General features: G+C 72.2%; 14 protein-coding genes. 9 read left to right on the forward strand and 5 right to left on the reverse strand.

The genetic code is table 11. From position 1 onward, the window contains the following. Nucleotide 1 precedes the first annotated feature (1 nt). The gene (gene dusB, locus ACXJKF_RS12760; RefSeq protein ID WP_456788085.1) at nt 2–1186 is read left to right on the forward strand and encodes a tRNA dihydrouridine synthase DusB; all 1185 of its coding nucleotides are present in this window, start codon (nt 2–4) and stop codon (nt 1184–1186) included. Between the two features lie 46 nt (nt 1187–1232). On the opposite strand, the gene ACXJKF_RS12765 is transcribed toward dusB, so the two are convergent. Beyond that, complete coding sequence (locus tag ACXJKF_RS12765; protein ID WP_456788086.1) at nt 1233–2120, reverse strand: carbohydrate kinase family protein; 888 nt, start codon at nt 2118–2120, stop codon at nt 1233–1235. A 69-nt stretch (nt 2121–2189) separates the two neighbouring features. Between ACXJKF_RS12765 and ACXJKF_RS12770 the strand changes: the two genes are divergently transcribed. Continuing rightward, nucleotides 2190–3596, forward strand: a complete 1407-nt coding sequence (locus ACXJKF_RS12770) for an alpha-amylase (protein ID WP_456788087.1) — start codon at nt 2190–2192, stop codon at nt 3594–3596. A gap of 46 nt (nt 3597–3642) precedes the next feature. On the opposite strand, the gene ACXJKF_RS12775 is transcribed toward ACXJKF_RS12770, so the two are convergent. Together ACXJKF_RS12775 and ACXJKF_RS12780 are read right to left on the reverse strand one after the other, a co-directional pair. Then, nucleotides 3643–5379 (reverse strand): glycoside hydrolase family 13 protein, encoded by a 1737-nt coding sequence (locus tag ACXJKF_RS12775; RefSeq protein WP_456788088.1) that lies wholly within the window; start codon nt 5377–5379, stop codon nt 3643–3645. An 81-nt stretch (nt 5380–5460) separates the two neighbouring features. After that, complete coding sequence (locus ACXJKF_RS12780) at nt 5461–6561, reverse strand: LacI family DNA-binding transcriptional regulator (protein ID WP_456788089.1); 1101 nt, start codon at nt 6559–6561, stop codon at nt 5461–5463. 164 nt (nt 6562–6725) lie between these two features. Here ACXJKF_RS12780 and ACXJKF_RS12785 point away from each other — a divergent pair, with 164 nt between their 5' ends. From ACXJKF_RS12785 to ACXJKF_RS12815, 7 genes are all read left to right on the forward strand, one after another. Next, nucleotides 6726–7973, forward strand: a complete 1248-nt coding sequence (locus ACXJKF_RS12785; RefSeq protein ID WP_456788090.1) for a sugar ABC transporter substrate-binding protein — start codon at nt 6726–6728, stop codon at nt 7971–7973. 112 nt (nt 7974–8085) lie between these two features. Next, nucleotides 8086–9702 (forward strand): ABC transporter permease subunit, encoded by a 1617-nt coding sequence (locus ACXJKF_RS12790; protein ID WP_456788091.1) that lies wholly within the window; start codon nt 8086–8088, stop codon nt 9700–9702. Nucleotide 9703: 1 nt separating this feature from the next. Next, nucleotides 9704–10612: a sugar ABC transporter permease gene (locus ACXJKF_RS12795; protein ID WP_456788092.1), complete on the forward strand. Its 909-nt coding sequence runs from the start codon at nt 9704–9706 to the stop codon at nt 10610–10612. After that, nucleotides 10609–12456 carry a glycoside hydrolase family 13 protein gene (locus ACXJKF_RS12800; protein ID WP_456788093.1) on the forward strand — a complete coding sequence of 616 codons (1848 nt, stop codon included), beginning with the start codon at nt 10609–10611 and terminating at the stop codon, nt 12454–12456. The genes ACXJKF_RS12795 and ACXJKF_RS12800 overlap by 4 nt, the downstream gene beginning before the upstream one ends. Nucleotides 12457–12472: 16 nt before the next feature. Beyond that, nucleotides 12473–13780 carry a deoxyguanosinetriphosphate triphosphohydrolase gene (locus ACXJKF_RS12805; RefSeq protein WP_456788094.1) on the forward strand — a complete coding sequence of 436 codons (1308 nt, stop codon included), beginning with the start codon at nt 12473–12475 and terminating at the stop codon, nt 13778–13780. Between the two features lie 42 nt (nt 13781–13822). Next, entirely contained in the window at nt 13823–15757 is a 1935-nt protein-coding gene (dnaG, locus tag ACXJKF_RS12810; protein WP_456788095.1) for a DNA primase, read from the forward strand. Between the two features lie 86 nt (nt 15758–15843). Next, nucleotides 15844–16434 carry a VIT1/CCC1 transporter family protein gene (locus tag ACXJKF_RS12815; protein WP_456788096.1) on the forward strand — a complete coding sequence of 197 codons (591 nt, stop codon included), beginning with the start codon at nt 15844–15846 and terminating at the stop codon, nt 16432–16434. A gap of 8 nt (nt 16435–16442) precedes the next feature. Here ACXJKF_RS12815 and ACXJKF_RS12820 read toward each other — a convergent pair whose 3' ends face one another. Both ACXJKF_RS12820 and ACXJKF_RS12825 read right to left on the reverse strand, forming a co-directional pair. Further along, nucleotides 16443–17249, reverse strand: coding sequence for a transglutaminase-like domain-containing protein (locus ACXJKF_RS12820; protein WP_456788097.1), 807 nt, complete (start codon nt 17247–17249; stop codon nt 16443–16445). Between the two features lie 321 nt (nt 17250–17570). After that, nucleotides 17571–17804 carry a hypothetical protein gene (locus ACXJKF_RS12825; protein ID WP_456788098.1) on the reverse strand — a complete coding sequence of 78 codons (234 nt, stop codon included), beginning with the start codon at nt 17802–17804 and terminating at the stop codon, nt 17571–17573. Nucleotides 17805–17856: the final 52 nt, after the last annotated feature.

A 17856-nucleotide genomic window follows, 5' to 3' on the forward strand; every position in this document is an offset into this window, starting at 1 on the left:
CATGACCTTGACGACTCCTGCGGTTCCGGCGCGCCCCGGCGCCGTGCTGCCGCCGTTGCGCATCGGTCCGCTGACCATCGACACGCCCGTCGTCCTGGCACCCATGGCCGGGGTCACGAACGCCGCGTTCCGCCGTCTCTGCCGCGAGTCCGGCGCCGGCCTGTACGTCGCCGAGATGGTCACGTCCCGCGCGCTGGTCGAGCGTGGCGAGGAGTCGATGCGGATCATCTCGCACGAGCCCGACGAGCGGCCGCGGTCCGTGCAGGTGTACGGCGTGGACCCCGCGACGGTCGGTGCCGCGGTCAAGCTCATCGCGAGCGAGGACCGCGCCGACCACGTCGACCTCAACTTCGGCTGCCCGGTGCCCAAGGTCACGCGCCGCGGCGGGGGAGCGGTGCTGCCCTGGAAGCGGGACCTGTTCCGGGCCATCATCACGGCCGCCGTCGACGCGGCGAGCCCCTACGGCGTGCCCGTCACGGTCAAGATGCGCAAGGGCATCGACGACGACCACCTGACCTACCTGGAGGCGGGGCTCGTCGCGCAGGAGGTCGGGGTCGCCGCCGTCGCGCTGCACGCCCGCACCGCCGCCGACTACTACTCCGGCACGGCCGACTGGGACGCGATCGCGCAGCTCAAGGCCACCGTGACCGACATCCCGGTGCTGGGCAACGGCGACATCTGGTCCGCCGAGGACGCGCTGGAGATGGTCGCGCAGACCGGCTGCGACGGCGTCGTCGTCGGCCGTGGCTGCCAGGGCCGGCCGTGGCTGTTCGCCGACCTCGCCGCCGCGTTCGCGGGGTCCGACGAGCGCATCCGGCCCGGCCTCGGGTACGTCGCGACGATCGTGCGCCGGCACGCCGAGCTGATGGTCGAGCACTTCGGCGACGAGGGCAAGGCGCTGCGCGAGATGCGCAAGCACATGGCCTGGTACTTCAAGGGCTACGTCGTCGGTGGGGAGACCCGGGCTGCGCTCGGGCTCGTGTCGACGATGGCCGAGCTGGACGAGCGCCTCGGCCGGCTGGACCTGGACMAGGGCTACCCCGGGGCCGGCGCCGAGGGGCAGCGCGGCCGCGCCGGCTCGCCCAAGCGCCCGCTGCTCCCGTACGGCTGGCTGGACTCCCGCGACCTGTCGGAGGAGTTCGCGAAGGCCCTGCACGAGGCCGAGCTGAGCGTCTCGGGCGGCTGACGTCGTCGAACGAGCCCCGAGTGCGCCGACGCTCACGGCTCGGTCGTCAGCTGCGCCTGACCCGCACCGTCGCAGCGAGGCGGTCAAGGGTGGGGAGGGTGGCCGTGGGGGCTCCTAGGTCGCGGGTGGCCACCGCCACCGCGCCCGCCGCGGACGCGCGGGCCAGCGCGGCCTCGACCGGCAGACCGTCCAGCGTGCCGCTGATCAGCCCCGCGAGGAACGCGTCGCCGGCGCCGTTGGTGTCGACGACGTCGTTGACGGGCGCGGCCGGCACCTCGATCCAGCCGTCGGCGTCGAGCGCGAGGGCACCCGCACCGCCGTCGGTGCACACCGCCAGCCGGCATCCGCGCGCGACCGCGGCCGACAGGTACGCACGGGGGTCGGCCAGCCGAGCGGCACTGACCAGGAGCACGTCGGCCGACGTCGCGAAGTCGCGCGGGAAGTCGGCGAGGCCGTCGTCGTCGTGCACGTCGCACCAGACGGGCACCCCGGCGGCGCGGGCGGCGACGAGCAAGGGGCGGCTGTGGTCGGCCAGGTCGAGGACGGCCGCGTCGACGCCGTCGAGGGACGGGAGCGCGTCGGGGTCCGGGGACGGCAGCTCCAGGTAGAGGGAGACCCGCGCGCCGTCGTCGGCCATGAGGTTGACGTGCCGTTCTGTCGCGGCGACCTGCTCGACCACCAGCGAGATCCGCGGGTGCGCGAGCGCGGCGCGGACCCGGGAACCCTCGCGGTCGTCGCCGATCGCGGTGCGCAGGATCACGTCGATGCCGAGGGCGGCGAGCGTGAGCGCCTTGCCGGCCGATGTCCCGCCCAGGCCGTCGTGGTGGCCGCTGGCGAAGAGGGTCTGCGAGCGCGGTTCCGGGAGGGTGGGGAGCCGGACCAGGGTGTTCCAGGACGCGGGACCGTTGACCAGGACGAGAGGCACGGTGCTCACCCTAGGGCGCTAGGGTGTGCGCACCTGCAAGTTGCTGCAACGTGTTGCGGCCCACTCCGGATGGTGACGATGACGCGCCTGCCCACCCGTGCGATCGCCCTGGTGGGCGCGCTGATGCTCCTCGCCGCCTGCTCGGGCACGCCGGAACCCCCGGCCGCCGAGCAACGTCGGGACGTCGGCGTCCAGCTCTTCCAGTGGACGTGGGACGCGATCGCCGCGGAGTGCACCGAGACCCTGGGCCCCGACGGCTACGGGTGGGTGCTGACCAGCCCGCCGCAGGAGCACATCACCGGGGAGGCGTGGTGGACGTCCTACCAGCCAGTGAGCTACCGGGTGGAGTCGCGGCTGGGCAGCCGCGAGCAGTACGCGGCCATGGTGCAGACGTGCCACGACGCCKGGGTCGACGTGTGGGCCGACGCGGTGGTCAACCACATGACCGGCATGGACACGCCCGGCACCGGCTGGGCGGGCTCGTCGTACGAGCACTACGAGTACCCGGGGATCTGGACCGGCGCCGACTTCCACCACTGCGGCCTGACCGCGAACGACGACATCGCCAGCTACCAGGACGCTGACCAGGTGCAGACCTGCGAGCTGGTGAACCTCGCCGACCTGGCCACCGAGACCGAGCACGTCCGGTCGACGATCACCGCGTACCTGGAGGACCTGCTCTCCCTCGGGGTCGACGGCTTCCGCATCGACGCGGCCAAGCACATGGCCCCCGAGGACATCGCCGCGATCGTGGCGGGCCTGCCGGAGGGGACCGGCATCGCGCAGGAGGTCATCCGCGGCAGCGGCGAGCCGATCACGCCGGACCAGTACCTCGGAAACGGCAAGGTCTACGAGTTCGCGTACGGCAAGGAGCTGCAGGGCGTGCTGGCGGGCTCTCCGGGGCGCGCTCTCGACCTGGGCACCTCCTCGACGTGGGTGCCGTCCGACCAGGCCGTGGTGTTCGTCGACAACCACGACACCGAGCGCAACGGCTCGACGCTGAGCTACGCCGACGGCGAGCAGTACGCGCTGGCGAACGTGCTCATGCTCGCGGGCTCGTACGGGACGCCCGTGGTCTACAGCGGGTACGCGTTCTCCGACCGCGACGCCGGACCGCCGCAGGACGCCGACGGCCGCGTGGTCGGCGCCTCCTGCCAGCCGGACGGTGACTGGGTCTGCCAGCACCGCTGGCCGCAGGTCGCGGGCATGGTCGGCTGGCGCAACGTCGTCGGCGACGCGCCCCGGGCCGACGTGTGGTCGGACGACGACGCGGTGGCGTTCGGACGCGGCGACCGGGGGTTCGTCGTCGTCAACGCCGGCGACGACGAGCTGCGCGCCGACCTGGCGACGAGCCTGGCCGACGGCGCCTACTGCGACGTGCTGTCGACCGACGACTGCGCGGAGTCGACGGTCCGGGACGGGACGATCGCCGTCACCGTGCCGCCGCGCTCGGCGCAGGCGTGGGACGTGTCCTCGCGACCGTGAACGACGAACGGCCCCGCCGTGAGGGCGGGGCCGTTCATCCCGAGCATCAGACCGTGTAGCGCGCCCAGACCGTCGCGTCCGACGGCACCAGGACCGAGCCGTCGGAGGCGACCGCCGGGTCGATCGAGGCCAGCAGCACCTCGGCGCCCGCGGGCAGCGCCACGGGCTCGGAGCCGAGGTTGGCGACGACCAGCACGTCCCGGTTCACGAACGCGATGACGTCGTCGCCGAGGCCGTGCAGCCACTCCATCCCGCCCGAGCCCAGGCCCGAYTCGCGGCGCAGCTGGAGCGCCGACCGGTAGGTCTCGTAGGTCGACCCGGCGACGCCGCGCTGGGCGTCGAGGGCGTACGAGGCCCACTCCGCCGGCTGGGGGAGCCAGGTGACACCCGTCGGCGAGAAGCCGAAGCCCTCGTCGGCCGCGGTCCACGGCAGCGGCACGCGGCAGCCGTCGCGACCGCGCTCCGCGCCGCCGGTCCGGAAGAACGCCGGGTCCTGGCGCAGGTCGTCGTCGAGCGACGTGTGGTCGGGCAGGCCGAGCTCCTCGCCCTGGTACAGGTACGCCGACCCGGGCAGGCCGAGCATCAGCAGCGACGCGCAACGGGCGCGGCGCAGGCCGAGGACCTCGTCGGGCTGCTCGTCGCCGTGCCCGATGCCGTTCGGCCGGGAGCCGGGCTCGGCCAGGCCGAGCCGCGAGGCGTGCCGGACCACGTCGTGGTTCGAGAGCACCCAGGTGGTCGGGGCGCCCACGGCGTCCGAGGCGCGGTAGGAGGCCTCGACGACCGTGCGCAGCGCGGGGGCGTCCCAGTGCGTCGCCAGGAACGCGAAGTTGAAGGCCTGGTGCATCTCGTCGGAGCGCACGTAGCGGCTCAGCCGGGACAGCGGCTCCACCCAGGCCTCGGCGACGAGCGCGCGGTCGCCGGGGTACTCGGCGAGGACCTTGTTCCAGGCGCGGTAGATGTCGTGCACGCCGTCCTGGTCGAACATCGGACCCTGGTTGCCGGACCCGGAGACCGTGTCGGTGGGCTCGACGTCGTCGGACCCGTCGATCATGGACACGTGGCCGTCCCAGTCGGGCAGCCCTGGGGCCTTGACCATGCCGTGCGCCACGTCGATGCGGAAGCCGTCGACGCCGCGGTCGAGCCAGAACCGCAGGACGTCCTCGAACTCGGACCGGACGTCGGGGTGCTCCCAGTCCAGGTCGGGCTGGCGGGAGTCGAACAGGTGCAGGTACCACTCGCCGGGAGTGCCGTCGGGGTCCGTCGTCCGGGTCCACGCCGGCCCGCCGAAGATGGACTGCCAGTTGTTGGGCGGCTCGGTCCCGTCGACCCCGCGGCCCTCGCGGAACAGGTAGCGGGCGCGCTCCGGCGAGCCGGGTGCGGCTGCCAGCGCCGCCTGGAACCAGACGTGCTCGTCGGAGGTGTGGTTGGGCACCAGGTCGACGATCACGCGCAGGCCGAGGCGGTGCGCGCGGTCGAGCATCTCGTCGAAGTCGGCGAGCGTCCCGAACAGCGGGTCGACGTCGCGGTAGTCGGCCACGTCGTAACCGGCGTCGGCCTGCGGGGACCGGTAGAACGGCGAGAGCCACACGGCGTCGACGCCGAGCTCGGCCAGGTGGTCCAGGCGTGAGGTCACGCCGGGCAGGTCACCGATCCCGTCGCCCGACGCGTCGGCGAACGAGCGCGGGTAGACCTGGTAGATCACGGCGTCCCGCCACCACTCGCCGTCAGGCGCGCCGGCGGTGTGCACCAGGGTGCGCAGAGGTCGGGTGTCGATCGTCGTCATGCGGGCATGCCTCACTTCGGGGGGTGTCAGAAGGGGGAGGCGCCGTTGCCGAACAGGGGTCCCGGAGGACTCACGGTCCGATCAGAGTACGGCGGGGGCCTCAGCGGTCACAGCGACCGAGGTCAGAACGGGTGCGGCGCCCGTGGAGCCGCGGACGATGAGCTCGGGGTGGAACTTCAGCTCGGTCCGGGACGCGGGAGTGCCGTTGATCTCGCCGACGAGCGCCGAGACCGCGGCGTGCCCCATCGACAGCACCGGCTGACGCACGGTGGTCAGCGGCGGGTCGGTGAACGCGATCAGCGGGGAGTCGTCGAAGCCGACCACCGACAGGTCGCCCGGCACGGACAGCCCGCGCGAGCGGGCCGCGCGGATGGCGCCGAGCGCCATGAGGTCCGACCCGCAGATGATCGCCGTGTGCCCGGAGTCGATGAGCTCGAGCGCGGCCGCCTGGCCACCCTCCACGGTGAACAGCGTCGTCACGACGTGCTCGTCCGCCTCCGTCACACCGAGGTGGCGCTCCAGGTTGACCGCGAACTCCACCCGTTTGCGGGCGGCGGGAACGAAGCGTTCCGGCCCGATGGCTAGGCCGATCGAGCGATGGCCGAGCGAGACCAGGTGCCGGAACGCGAGGTCCAGCGCCGCGGAGTCGTCGGTCGACACCGACGGCGCGTCGACCCMCTCGGCGAAGCCGTTGACCAGCACGATCGGCATGCCGCGGCTGCGCAGGCGGTGGTACCGCTCCTTGCTGGCGGTGGTGTCGGCGTGCAGGCCGGACACGAAGACGATCCCGTCGACGGCGTGCTCGAGCAGCATCTCGACGTACTGGTCCTCGGTGGTCCCGCCGGGGGACTGCGTGCACAGCAGCGGCGTGTACCCCCGCTCCGTGAGCATCGTCTCGATGACCTGCGCGAACGCGGGGAACACGGGGTTCGACAGCTCGGGCACGACGAGGCCGACGAGGCCGGCGGACCGGGTGCGCAGCTTCTCGGGTCGCTCGTACCCGAGCACGTCGAGGGCCGCCAGCACGGCTTGCCGCGCCTGGGCCGACACGCCGTGCTTGCCGTTGAGGACCCGAGACACCGTTGCCGTGCTGACGCCGGCCTGTTCGGCCAGATCCGTCAGTCGGGTGCGCACAGGCGGCAGCGTAGGGGACACCGGACCTCCTCGTCCGTAATCGTTCATGGGTGGTTCGTCGTGGGCGCAGCGACGCGTCTGCACGTCCTCTGAAACCGTTGCCTGAAAGTTACCGTAACGACTTGCAAGCGCTGTGGCAACGACGCTAACTTCGGCGAATCAGGCCAGCGTCGGTGGGGTTCCGCCGCGCGGCACACACCCCCACTTTGGAGATGACGATGCGACGGAGCATCCCTGTCGTCGCGGCGACGATCGGCCTTGCGCTGGCGTTGACCGCGTGCTCGAGCTCGAACGACTCGGGCGACGACGCGTCGAGCGCACCGAGCGAGAGCGCCGGTGCGACCGGCACCCTGACGATGTGGGTCGACGACACCCGCATCAAGGAGATGGAGCCGGTCGTCGCCACGTTCACCGAGGAGACGGGCATCGAGGTCGACCTCGTCCAGAAGGCCTCCGGCGACATCGGCAAGGACTTCGTCGCGCAGGTCCCGACCGGCGAGGGCCCCGACGTCATCATCTCGGCGCACGACGGCCTGGGCGAGTGGGTCAACAACGGCGTCGTCGCCCCCCTCGAGCTCGGCGACAAGGCCGGCGACTTCTCCGACTCGGCCATCGCCGGTGTCACCTACGACGGCAAGGTCTACGGGACCCCGCTGTCCATCGAGAACATCGCGCTCGTCCGCAACAACGCGCTGCTGGCCGACACCCCCGCGACGACGTTCGACGACCTGGTCGCCCAGGCCAAGACCGCCGGCACCCCCTTCTCGGTGCTCGTCCAGCAGGGCCCCGACTCGGACCCGTACCACCTGTACCCGCTGCAGACCTCGTTCGGCGCCCCGGTGTTCGAGCAGTCCGCGGACGGCTCCTACACGGACACCCTCGCGATGGGTGGCCCCGCCGGTGACGCGTTCGCTGCCTACCTGGCGAAGCTCGGCACGGAAGGCGTCCTCGACCTCGCGGTCGACGGCGAGAAGGCCAAGCAGGCGTTCCTCGACGGCCAGGCGCCGTACATGATCACGGGTCCGTGGAACACCTCGGCGTTCGAGGAGGCCGGCATGGACATCGCCGTGCTCCCCGTCCCGAGCGCGGGTGGCCAGCCGGCCCAGCCGTTCGTCGGCGTCCAGGGTGCGTTCGTCTCCGCGAAGTCGAAGAACCCGGTGCTCGCCAACGAGCTCGTCGTGAACTTCCTGTCGACCGAGGCTGCGCAGGACGCGCTGTACGCCGAGGGCGGCCGCATGCCGGCCAACTCCGCGTCGGCCGCGAAGGTCGACAACGGGATCCTCAAGGGCTTCGGCGAGGCGGGCGCGACCGGCGCCCCCATGCCGGCCATCCCCGCGATGAGCTCCGTGTKGGCCTTCTGGGGTGCCACCGAGGCGCAGATCATCAGCGGGCAGGCCGAGCCGGTCAGCACGTGGAACACGATGGTCGCCAACGTGCAGGACGCCGTCGACAAGGTCTGACGGTCGAGGACGTCCCGCCGGGCGGCGCAGAGCCGCCCGGTGGGACGTCCTTCTCCCACGCCGTGCCTACCCGGCGATCCCGAAGCTGACACCGTCGTCCCGGAGGACTCGCATGACCGACCAGCAGACCCTGGAGCCCCCTGCCCCTCCGGAGGCGCCCGGCCCCGGGTCGCCTCGGCGCTCGCGCGGCGACGGCTCCCACGCCCGCAACTTCTCGGCGGGCTTCGTCGTCAAGCTGATCCTCGTCGCTCTCGTCGACGCGCTCGGCGTGTACGGAGTCCTCGCGGCCCTGGCGGTCCAGTCGTGGGGGATCCTCGCGTTCCTCGTGCTGGCCCTCGTGGCCGTCAACTGGATCTACTTCTCCAAGCGCGCTGTCCCGGGCAAGTACCTCATCCCCGGACTGCTGTTCCTCCTCGTCTACCAGCTGTTCGTCATGGCCTACACGGGCTACGTGGCGTTCACCAACTACGGCGACGGGCACAACTCCACGAAGTCCGACGCGATCGAGGCCATCTCGATCCAGAACGAGACGCGTGTCGAGGGGTCACCCACGCTCCCGCTGACCGTCGTGCAGCGCGACGGCGAGCTCGGGTTCGCGGTCGTGCAGGACGGCGAGGCCGAGGTCGGCACCGCCGAGGAACCGTTCACCGCGGCCGACGACGCCACCGTCGAGGGTGAGCGCGTCACCGCCGTCCCCGGCTGGGAGGTGCTGGGCTTCGCCCAGATCGCCGAGCAGCAGGCGGCGATCACCGAGCTGCGGGTCCCGTTCTCCGACGACCCGTCGGAAGGGTCGGTCCGCACGCAGGACGGCTCGACCGGCTACGTCTACCAGTCGACGCTCGTGTACGACGACGCGACCGACACCTTCACCGACTCGGCCACGGGCGAGACGTACACCCCGTCCGAGTCCGGCAACTTCGTGTCGGAGGACGGCGACGTCCTCACCCCCGGCTGGCGCGTCGGGGTCGGACTCGACAACTTCACGCGGGTCTTCACCGACTCCCGGCTGGCGGGACCGTTCGCGCAGATCACCGCGTGGACGTTCGCCTTCGCGTTCCTCTCGGTGCTCACCACGTTCGCGGTCGGGCTGTTCCTCGCGATCGTGTTCAACGACCCGCGGATCCGCGGCCGCAAGCTCTACCGGTCGCTGCTGATCCTCCCGTACGCGTTCCCGGGGTTCCTGTCCGCGCTCGTCTGGAAGGGCCTGCTCAACCCGCGGTTCGGGTTCATCAACGAGGTTCTGCTGGGCGGTGCCGACATCGGCTGGCTCACCAACCMGTGGCTGGCCAAGCTGTCGATCCTGGGCGTCAACCTCTGGCTCGGCTTCCCGTACATGTTCATCGTCTGCACCGGCGCGCTGCAGGCGATCCCGGCGGACACCATCGAGGCCGCGAAGATCGACGGTGCGGGGGCGTGGCGGATCTTCCGGGCCATGACGCTGCCCCTGCTGATGATCTCGGTGGCTCCGCTGCTGATCGCGTCGTTCGCGTTCAACTTCAACAACTTCACGCTGATCTACATGCTGACCGGCGGAGGCCCGAACTTCGTGGGGACCCCTGTCGTGGTGGGCCACACGGACATCCTCATCACGATGGTCTACTCCGTGGCCTTCGAGAGCGGGAACAAGCAGTACGGCCTGGCGAGCGCCCTGTCGATCCTCATCTTCATCGTGGTCGGCCTGATCAGCTACGTCGGCTTCCGCCAGACCCGCAAGCTCGAGGAGATCTGAGATGGCCAGCACCGTCGTGGACCGCGAGCCACGGAGCACCGTTCTGGAGCGCGACACCGCACCCCGTGGGCGCCGCTGGTGGATCGAGATCGGGTGGCGGCACGTCGTCGGCATCGTGACGATCGTGCTCTGCGTCTTTCCGCTCATCTACGTGCTGTCCGCGTCGCTGAACCCGGGCGGCACGCTGACCGGCTCGAACCAGCTGTTCCGCACGATTGACCTCGCCAACTACAACGAGCTGCTCGAGGGCAACTACCCCCAGTGGTTCGCCAACTCGATCGTCATCTGCACGGTGACCTCGCTCGGCACCGTGCTCATGGGTGGCGCGGCGGCCTACGCCTTCTCGCGGTTCCGGTTCCAGGGGCGGCAGGGCAGTCTGACGGCGCTGCTGATCGTGCAGATGTTCCCGCAGATGCTCGCGTTCGTGGCGATCTTCCTGGTGCTGCTCTCCCTCGGTGACGTGTTCCCGATGCTCGGCCTGAACAGCCGGCTCGGCCTCATCGCGGTCTACCTCGGCGGCGCGCTGGGCGTGAACACGTTCCTCATGTACGGGTTCTTCAACACCGTTCCGCGCGAGCTCGACGAGGCGGCCAAGATCGACGGCGCCTCGCACGCGCAGATCTTCTGGACGATCATCCTGCGCCTCGTCGCGCCCATCCTCGCCGTCGTCGGGCTGCTGTCGTTCATCGGCACGTTCGGTGAGTTCGTCATCGCCAAGGTCGTGCTGCAGCGGCCCGACGAGTTCACGCTCGCCGTCGGCCTGTACTTCTGGGCGGCCGACGAGCGCAATGCCCGCTGGGGCCTGTTCGCGGCGGGCGCCGTGCTGGCCGCCATCCCGGTGGTCCTGCTCTTCCTCTTCCTGCAGAAGTACATCGTCTCGGGGCTCACGGCAGGATCGGTCAAGGGTTGAGCGCGCCGCGCCACCTCCTCGACCAGCCGCACCATGACGGGTCCGAGGTCTACGTCCGGCGCGCCACGCCGCGGTTGGGCGACGTCGTCCCGGTGCGGATCCGGGTACCGGCGTCGGGGACCGAGCGGGCCGTCTGGTTGCGCACGGTGCGCGACGCGGAGCCGCGGATGGTGCCGACGCGGCTCGAACGGGTCGACGACGACGCCCGCTGGTACGTCGGCGAGGTCCCGGTGCACAACCCGGTCGCCGGCTACCGCGTGCTCCTCGACGAGCCCGGCGGCTACCGCTGGCTGAACGGTCGCGGGCTGCACTCCCGTGACGTGCCGGACGCGGGCGACTTCCGGCTGACCGTGCACGACCCCGCGCCTGCCTGGATGGACACGTCCGTCGTCTACCAGGTGTTCCCCGACCGGTTCGCGCGGTCGGGGAGGCAGACCGGCCCCCTCCCGGACTGGGCCCTTCCGGCGTCGTGGGACGACGAGCCGATCGCGTCCGGTCCCGGCGTCGCCCAGCAGTACTTCGGCGGCGACCTGCCCGGTGTCGAGCAGCGGCTCGACCACCTGCAGCGCCTCGGCGTCGACACCCTCTACCTGACCCCGGTGTTCCCGGGCCGCTCCAACCACCGCTACGACGCGAGCACGTTCGACGTCGTCGACCCGCTGCTGGGCGGCGACGAGGCGCTCTCGTCCCTGAGCCGCGCGGTGCACGGGCGCGGCATGCGGATCCTGGGTGACCTCACGACCAACCACACGGGGGCGGGCCACGAGTGGTTCGGCCGCGCCCTGGCCGACCGGTCGAGCGAGGAGGGGTCCTTCTACTACTGGACCGACGACGAGCCCGGCTACGTCGGCTGGCTCGAGCACGCGTCGCTGCCCAAGCTCAACTACAACGCCCCGGCGCTCGCCGGCCGCATGGTCGAGGGCCCCGACTCCGTGATCGGACGCTGGCTCGTCGAGCCGTACTCCCTGGACGGCTGGCGCATCGACGTCGCCAACATGACCGGCCGGTACGCCGACGACGACCTGACGCTCCAGGTGGCCCGCACGATCCGGTCGACCATGCACGCCCTCAACCCGGAGGCGGTGCTGGTCTCCGAGCACTTCCACGACGCCGGCACGGACCTGGCCGCGGGCGGCTGGCACGCGAACATGAACTACTCGGCGTTCACCCGGCCCGTGTGGACGTGGCTCGTCGACCCCGACCTGGATCTCGGCTTCCTCGGGATGCCGGTGCCGATCCCGCGTCGCGACGGGGTGTCCATGGTCGACACGATGCGCGACTTCGACTCGACGGTGCCGTGGGCCGTGACCACCCACCAGTGGAACATGCTCGGCTCGCACGACACCGCCCGGCTGCGGACCGTCGTCGGCACGCGCGAGCGCGTCGAGCTGGCCGCGGGCCTGCTGTTCACCTACCCGGGGACGCCGGCGATGTTCGCCGGTGACGAGGGCGGGCTGACCGGCACCAACGGGGAGCACTCCCGCGTCGCGATGCCCTGGGACGACATCGACGCCGGCGGGGGACCGCGCTGGGACGCCGGCACGTTCGAGATCTACCGGTCGCTCATCGCGGTACGCCGCGGCTCCCGCGCGCTGCGCGAGGGTGGGATGCGGTGGGCCGTCGTGACGCCGGACGCGGTCGCGTACCTGCGCGAGACGCTCGACGAGCGGGTGCTCGTGCTCGTCGCCCGGGCGCCCTGGGAGGGCACGGACCTGCCGCGGCACCTGCTGGTTCCGGGCGCGTCGCCGGAGAACCTCTACGGCGACGGCGACCTCGGGGTGCATCCGGATCGCCTCCGGCTGCCGGGTGACGGTCCGGGCGTGCAGGTCTGGCGGTTGGCCTGATCGTTACGCTGGCCCCGTGACCGCACTGGACCAGTCTCTCGACCTCGACGGGTACGTCGACGCCGACCGGGCGCGCTGGGTCCCCGAGCCGGTCAAGTCGCGCGAGCGGACGGCGTTCGAACGGGACCGCGCGCGGCTCGTGCACTCCTCGGCGCTGCGCCGCCTCGGGGCCAAGACCCAGGTGCTGGGGCCGTCGTCGGACGACTTCGTGCGCACCCGGCTGACGCACACGCTCGAGGTCGCGCAGGTGGGCCGGGAGATCGGCAAGGCGCTGGGCTGCGACCCCGACATCGTCGACACCGCGTGCCTGGCGCACGACCTCGGCCACCCGCCGTTCGGGCACAACGGCGAGCGCGCGCTCGCCGAGCTGGCCAAGGGGATCGGCGGGTTCGAGGGCAACGCCCAGACGCTGCGGCTGCTCACCCGCCTGGAGCCCAAGGTCGTCGCCCCCGACGGGCGCGCGGTCGGGCTCAACCTCACGCGCGCCAGCCTCGACGCCTCGGTGAAGTACCCGTGGCGGCACCTGCAGGGCCCGGTCAGTGCCGCGAGCGGGAGGCCGACGCACAAGTTCGGCGTGTACGAGGACGACCTGCCGGTCTTCGAGTGGCTGCGCGAGCAGGCGCCCGGCGGTCGCAAGTGCCTCGAGGCGCAGGTCATGGACCTGGCCGACGACATCTCCTACTCGGTGCACGACGTCGAGGACGCGGTCGTCGGTGGGCGCCTCGACCTCGAGGTGCTCGGCGTCCCCGGCGAGCGTGACCGCGTCGTCGAGGCCGTGCAGACCTGGTACGGCGACGCGGTGAGCGCCGAGGGGCTGCAGGACGCGATCGACCGGCTGGTGGCCGCGCGGCTGTGGCGTCCGGGGTTCGACGGCTCCCGCGCCGCGCTGGCGTCGCTGAAGGACTCCACCAGCCAGCTCATCGGCCGGTTCGCCAAGGCGTCGCAGCTGGCCACGCGCGAGCAGTACGGCCCCGGACCGCTGACCCGGTACGCGGCCGACCTGATCGTGCCGCACGACACGCTGGCCGAGATCCTCGTGCTCAAGGGCCTCGCCGTCACCTACGTGATGGCCCCGCGCGAGCTCGAACCGCTCTACCACCGGCAGCGCGAGGTGCTGGTCGACCTGGTGCACGTGCTGTCCGAGCGCGCCCCGATCGCCCTCGAGCCTCCGTTCGCGGCCGACTGGGTGGAGGCCGCGAACGACGCCGCCCGGCTCCGCGTCGTGATCGACCAGGTGGCCTCGCTCACCGACGTGTCCGCCGCCGAGCTGCATGCCCGGCTGGTTCACCCGCCCCGGCATGGCGGACCACCCGTCCTGGTCTGAGAACGGTCCGGTCCTGAGGGCGCCGACGCCTAGACTCTCCGCGTGGCAGGACGCATCCGGCGGGAGGACGTGGAAGCGGTCCGCGAGCGTGCCCACATCGAGGAGATCGTCGGCCAGCACGTCACGCTGAGGTCCGCGGGCGTCGGCTCCATGAAGGGCCTGTGCCCCTTCCACGACGAGCGTTCCCCGTCCTTCCACGTGCGCCCGCAGGTCGGCCGCTACCACTGCTTCGGCTGCGGCGAGGGCGGCGACGTCATCGACTTCGTGCAGAAGGTCGACGGGCTCGGGTTCTCCGAGGCGGTCGAGTACCTGGCCGGCAAGGTCGGGCTCCAGCTCCGGTACGAGGAGGGCGGCGCCCCCCGTCCCGGCGAGGAGCCCGGCAAGCGCCGTCGGCTGATCGAGGCCCACAAGGTGGCCGAGGAGTTCTACCGGGAGCAGCTCAGCACCCCCGCCGCCGCCGCCGGCCGCCAGTTCCTCGCCGAGCGGGGCTTCGACCGGGCCGCCGCCGCGGACTTCGGCGTGGGGTTCGCGCCGCAGGGTTGGGACTCGCTCATGCGGCACCTGCGCGGCCGCGGGTTCACMGAGGCCGAGCTCACGCTGTCCGGGTTGGTCAGCCAGGGGCAGCGCGGGGTCTACGACCGGTTCCGCGGGCGGCTCGTGTGGCCGATCCGCGAGGTGACGGGGGAGACCGTCGGCTTCGGGGCACGGCACCTGTTCGCCGAGGACCAGGGCCCCAAGTACCTGAACACCCCCGAGACCCCGCTCTACAAGAAGTCGCAGGTGCTCTACGGCATCGACCTGGCCAAGCGGGACCTGCAGCGCGACAAGCGGGTGGTCGTCGTCGAGGGGTACACCGACGTCATGGCCATGCACCTGTCGGGGGTCGGCACGGCCGTGGCCACCTGCGGCACCGCGTTCGGCTCCGACCACGCGCGCATCGTGCGGCGGCTCATCGGCGACTCGGGATCCTCGGGCGGCGTCCAGCTGGCGTCCGGCGCCTCGGTCGGCGGCGAGATCATCTTCACGTTCGACGGCGACGCGGCCGGTCAGAAGGCCGCGCTGCGGGCGTTCGGGGAGGACCAGTCGTTCTCGGCGCAGACGTTCGTCGCCGTCGAGAAGTCGGGCATGGACCCGTGCGAGCTCCGCCAGGCCAAGGGCCCCGACGCCGTCCGTGCGCTGGTGGCGGGCCGGACGCCGCTGTACGAGTTCGTCATTCGCTCGACCCTCGCGTCCTACGACCTGCGCACCGCCGAGGGCCGGATCGGCGCCCTGCGCGCGGCCGCCCCGATCGTCGCCGGCATCCGCGACGCCGCGCTGCGCCCCGAGTACACCCGGCTGCTGTCGGGGTGGCTCGGCATCGACGACCAGGACTCCGTGCGCCGGGCCGTGCAGGGGGCGTCGACGCGTCCGCAGGCGACGGGCCGCCAGGACCGTCCCGTCCCGTCGTCCGAACCGACTCCGGTGCCCGTCCAGCGGATGCCCGTGCCGGACCGGCGGGACCCGGTCGCGCAGATCGAGCGCACCGCCCTCGAGGTGGTGCTCCAGCGTCCCGACCTGGTGGCCGCCGACTTCGACGAGCTCCCGTCCGACGCGTTCGGCGCGCCCGCCTACCGAGCGGTGCACGAGGCCATCCGCGCGGCAGGCGGTCTCACTGCCGCGCGTCCGCTCCTGCAGGCGTCCGGCGGCTCGACCGGGTGGGTCGGCGCCGTCATCGAGGAGGCCGCCGAGCCTGTCCGCCCCCTCGTCACCGAGCTCGCCGTCGCGCCCCTGCCCGAGGACCGGCCCGAGTCGCTCGAGGGCTACGTCAAGGGCGTCGTCCTGCGGCTGGTCGAGATCGGGTTCACGCGGCACATCGCCGACCTGCGCGGACGCCTCCAGCGCATGGACGCCGAGGCCGACCCCGCCGCGTACCAGGCCGCGTTCGCGGAGCTGGTCGAGGTCGAAGGGCGCCGTCGCAACCTGCGCGAGAGCGCCTGACTGAGGCAAGGCAATCCTGCATCACTGCAGGTCAGGGCAGGCTTTGCTTCGATGACACAAGTGCCGCGGGTGCCTAACGTGGAGATATGACCGTCCTGCCGACACGTCGCCCCACGGACGACCTTCGTCCCGTACCGACGCTGCGCAGCCTGAACTGGCTGCGCGCCGGGGTGCTCGGCGCCAACGACGGCATCGTCTCGGTCGCGGCGACCGTGCTCGGCGTCGCGGGAGCGGCCACCGCGGTCGGCACCATCGCCGTCGCCGGCATCGCCGCGCTCGTGGCGGGGGCGCTGTCGATGGCGGCAGGGGAGTACGTGTCGGTGAGCAGCCAGCGCGACGCCGAGCGGTCGGCGGTGCGGCGAGGACGTGTCCTGCCGACCCTCGTCGTCGCCGACACCGAGGAGTTCACCAACCCGTGGCACGCCGCGGTCGCCTCGTTCGGCGCGTTCCTCGTCGGTGGGCTGGTGCCGCTGCTCGTGGTGCTGGCGCCGTGGGGCAGCGCGCGGGTGCCGGCCACGTTCGCCGCGGTCGTCGCCGCGCTCGTCGTGACCGGCCTCGTGGCGGCGCGGTTCAGCGATGCCGAGCCGCACCGGGCGGTCGTGCGCAACGTGCTCGGCGGCTCGGTGGCGATGGCGGTGACGTACGCCGTCGGCGCGTTCGTCGGGCTGACGATCTAGCCGTCCGGTCAGCGCAGCGCGACGAGTCCCGTGCCGTCGTCGGCCGGGAGCGCAGCGGGCACCGTGTGCACGGCTGCGGTCACGGTCATCGCGCGGATCGAGAGCTGGCCGCCGTAGTAGGACAGGAACGCCGTGTCGGTGGCGTCGCGGCCGGTGGCGATGCGGACCAGCGACTCGCGCGGGGCCAGCCGGGTCGCGTCGACCACGTGCCAGGCGCCGTCGACGTAGGCCTCCGCGACCGCGTGGAAGTCCATCGGCTTGAGGCCGGGGGCGTAGACGGAGGCGAGACGGGCGGGGACGTCCATGGCGCGCAGCAGGGCGACGACGAGGTGCGCGAAGTCACGGCACACGCCGCGACGCTTGAGGAGGGTGTCCGTGGCGCCGTCGGTGGGCAGGCTCGAGCCCGACAGGTAGGTGACGTGGCCGGTGACCCACGCGACGACCGCGTCGAGCAGCTCGGGCCCTTCGATGCCGCGGAACTGGTCCCGGGCGAACGCCAGGAGGCGGTCCGAGTCGGCGTAGCGGCTGGGCCGGCGGTACTCGACGAGGTCGACGTCCTCGACGGCCGGCAGGTCGCTCTGGCCGGTGATGGTGGCCTGGTAGTCGACGACCAGGCGGCCCGCGGGGGACAGCACGCGGTGCATGCGACCCCCGTGCGCCATCTTGATCTCGGCGACGTCCAGAGGGCCGTCCTCGTGGCGCACCGACAGGATCTCGGAGCGGTCGTACGCCMCGTCCGCGACGGCGACGGAGAGCAGGATCTCGAGCGGGTTGCGCACGTCCAAGGACAGGTGCGAGGTGACGGTGCGCAGCACGGCCGGGGGTCCTTTCCCGGCCATCGGCGGCCGGACCATCAGGGGGGCAGGCGCAAGTGTGAGGCTCGCGGGGCGATCCGTCCAGCCCGCGGACACACCCTGATGAAACCGCAGGTCAGAGGCCCGCCTCGCACTCTCGTCAACGCCTCCGTCGAGGGCCGCGACGAGAGAGGTTACCGATGAGTAGCCGGTCATCGCGCCGCGTCCCCGTCCGGCCCGTCAGTCGGTGCGCCGCGCGGTGTCCAGAACGTCCAGCCGACGGCCGTCCCGGCGCACCGGCACGGGGTCGTTCACCCCGCCGACGAAGCCCCCCGGCTCGGCTCAGGCCGCCGGGTGCATCGCTGACGGCGGGAGGCCGAGGTGGCGGCGGCAGGCGGCCAGGAGCGCCTCGACGGTGGCCGGTGGGTCCCTGTGGCTGGCCAGGAGCGCTGCGCGCGCGGCGAGGTCCAGGGCGATCGTCCGGACGGTCCTCGCGGTGCGGGTCGGTGCCGAGAGCGCGACCGGGCAGAACTCCGCGTCGGAGCGCGCGCTGTGCTCGACCCCGCGGGGATTCACACGGCGTGCGTCGCGTCCACGGTCCGCGTACCGGCCGGCGTCCGGCGGCCAC

Source organism: Cellulomonas sp. P5_C5, assembly GCF_054049655.1.

Excerpts from the sequence above, each read along its gene's own strand:
- ACXJKF_RS12815 (WP_456788096.1), top strand. The coding sequence starts at position 15,844 with ATGACCGTCCTGCCGACACGTCGCCCCACGGACGACCTTCGTCCCGTA.
- ACXJKF_RS12795 (WP_456788092.1), top strand. The coding sequence starts at position 9,704 with ATGGCCAGCACCGTCGTGGACCGCGAGCCACGGAGCACCGTTCTGGAG.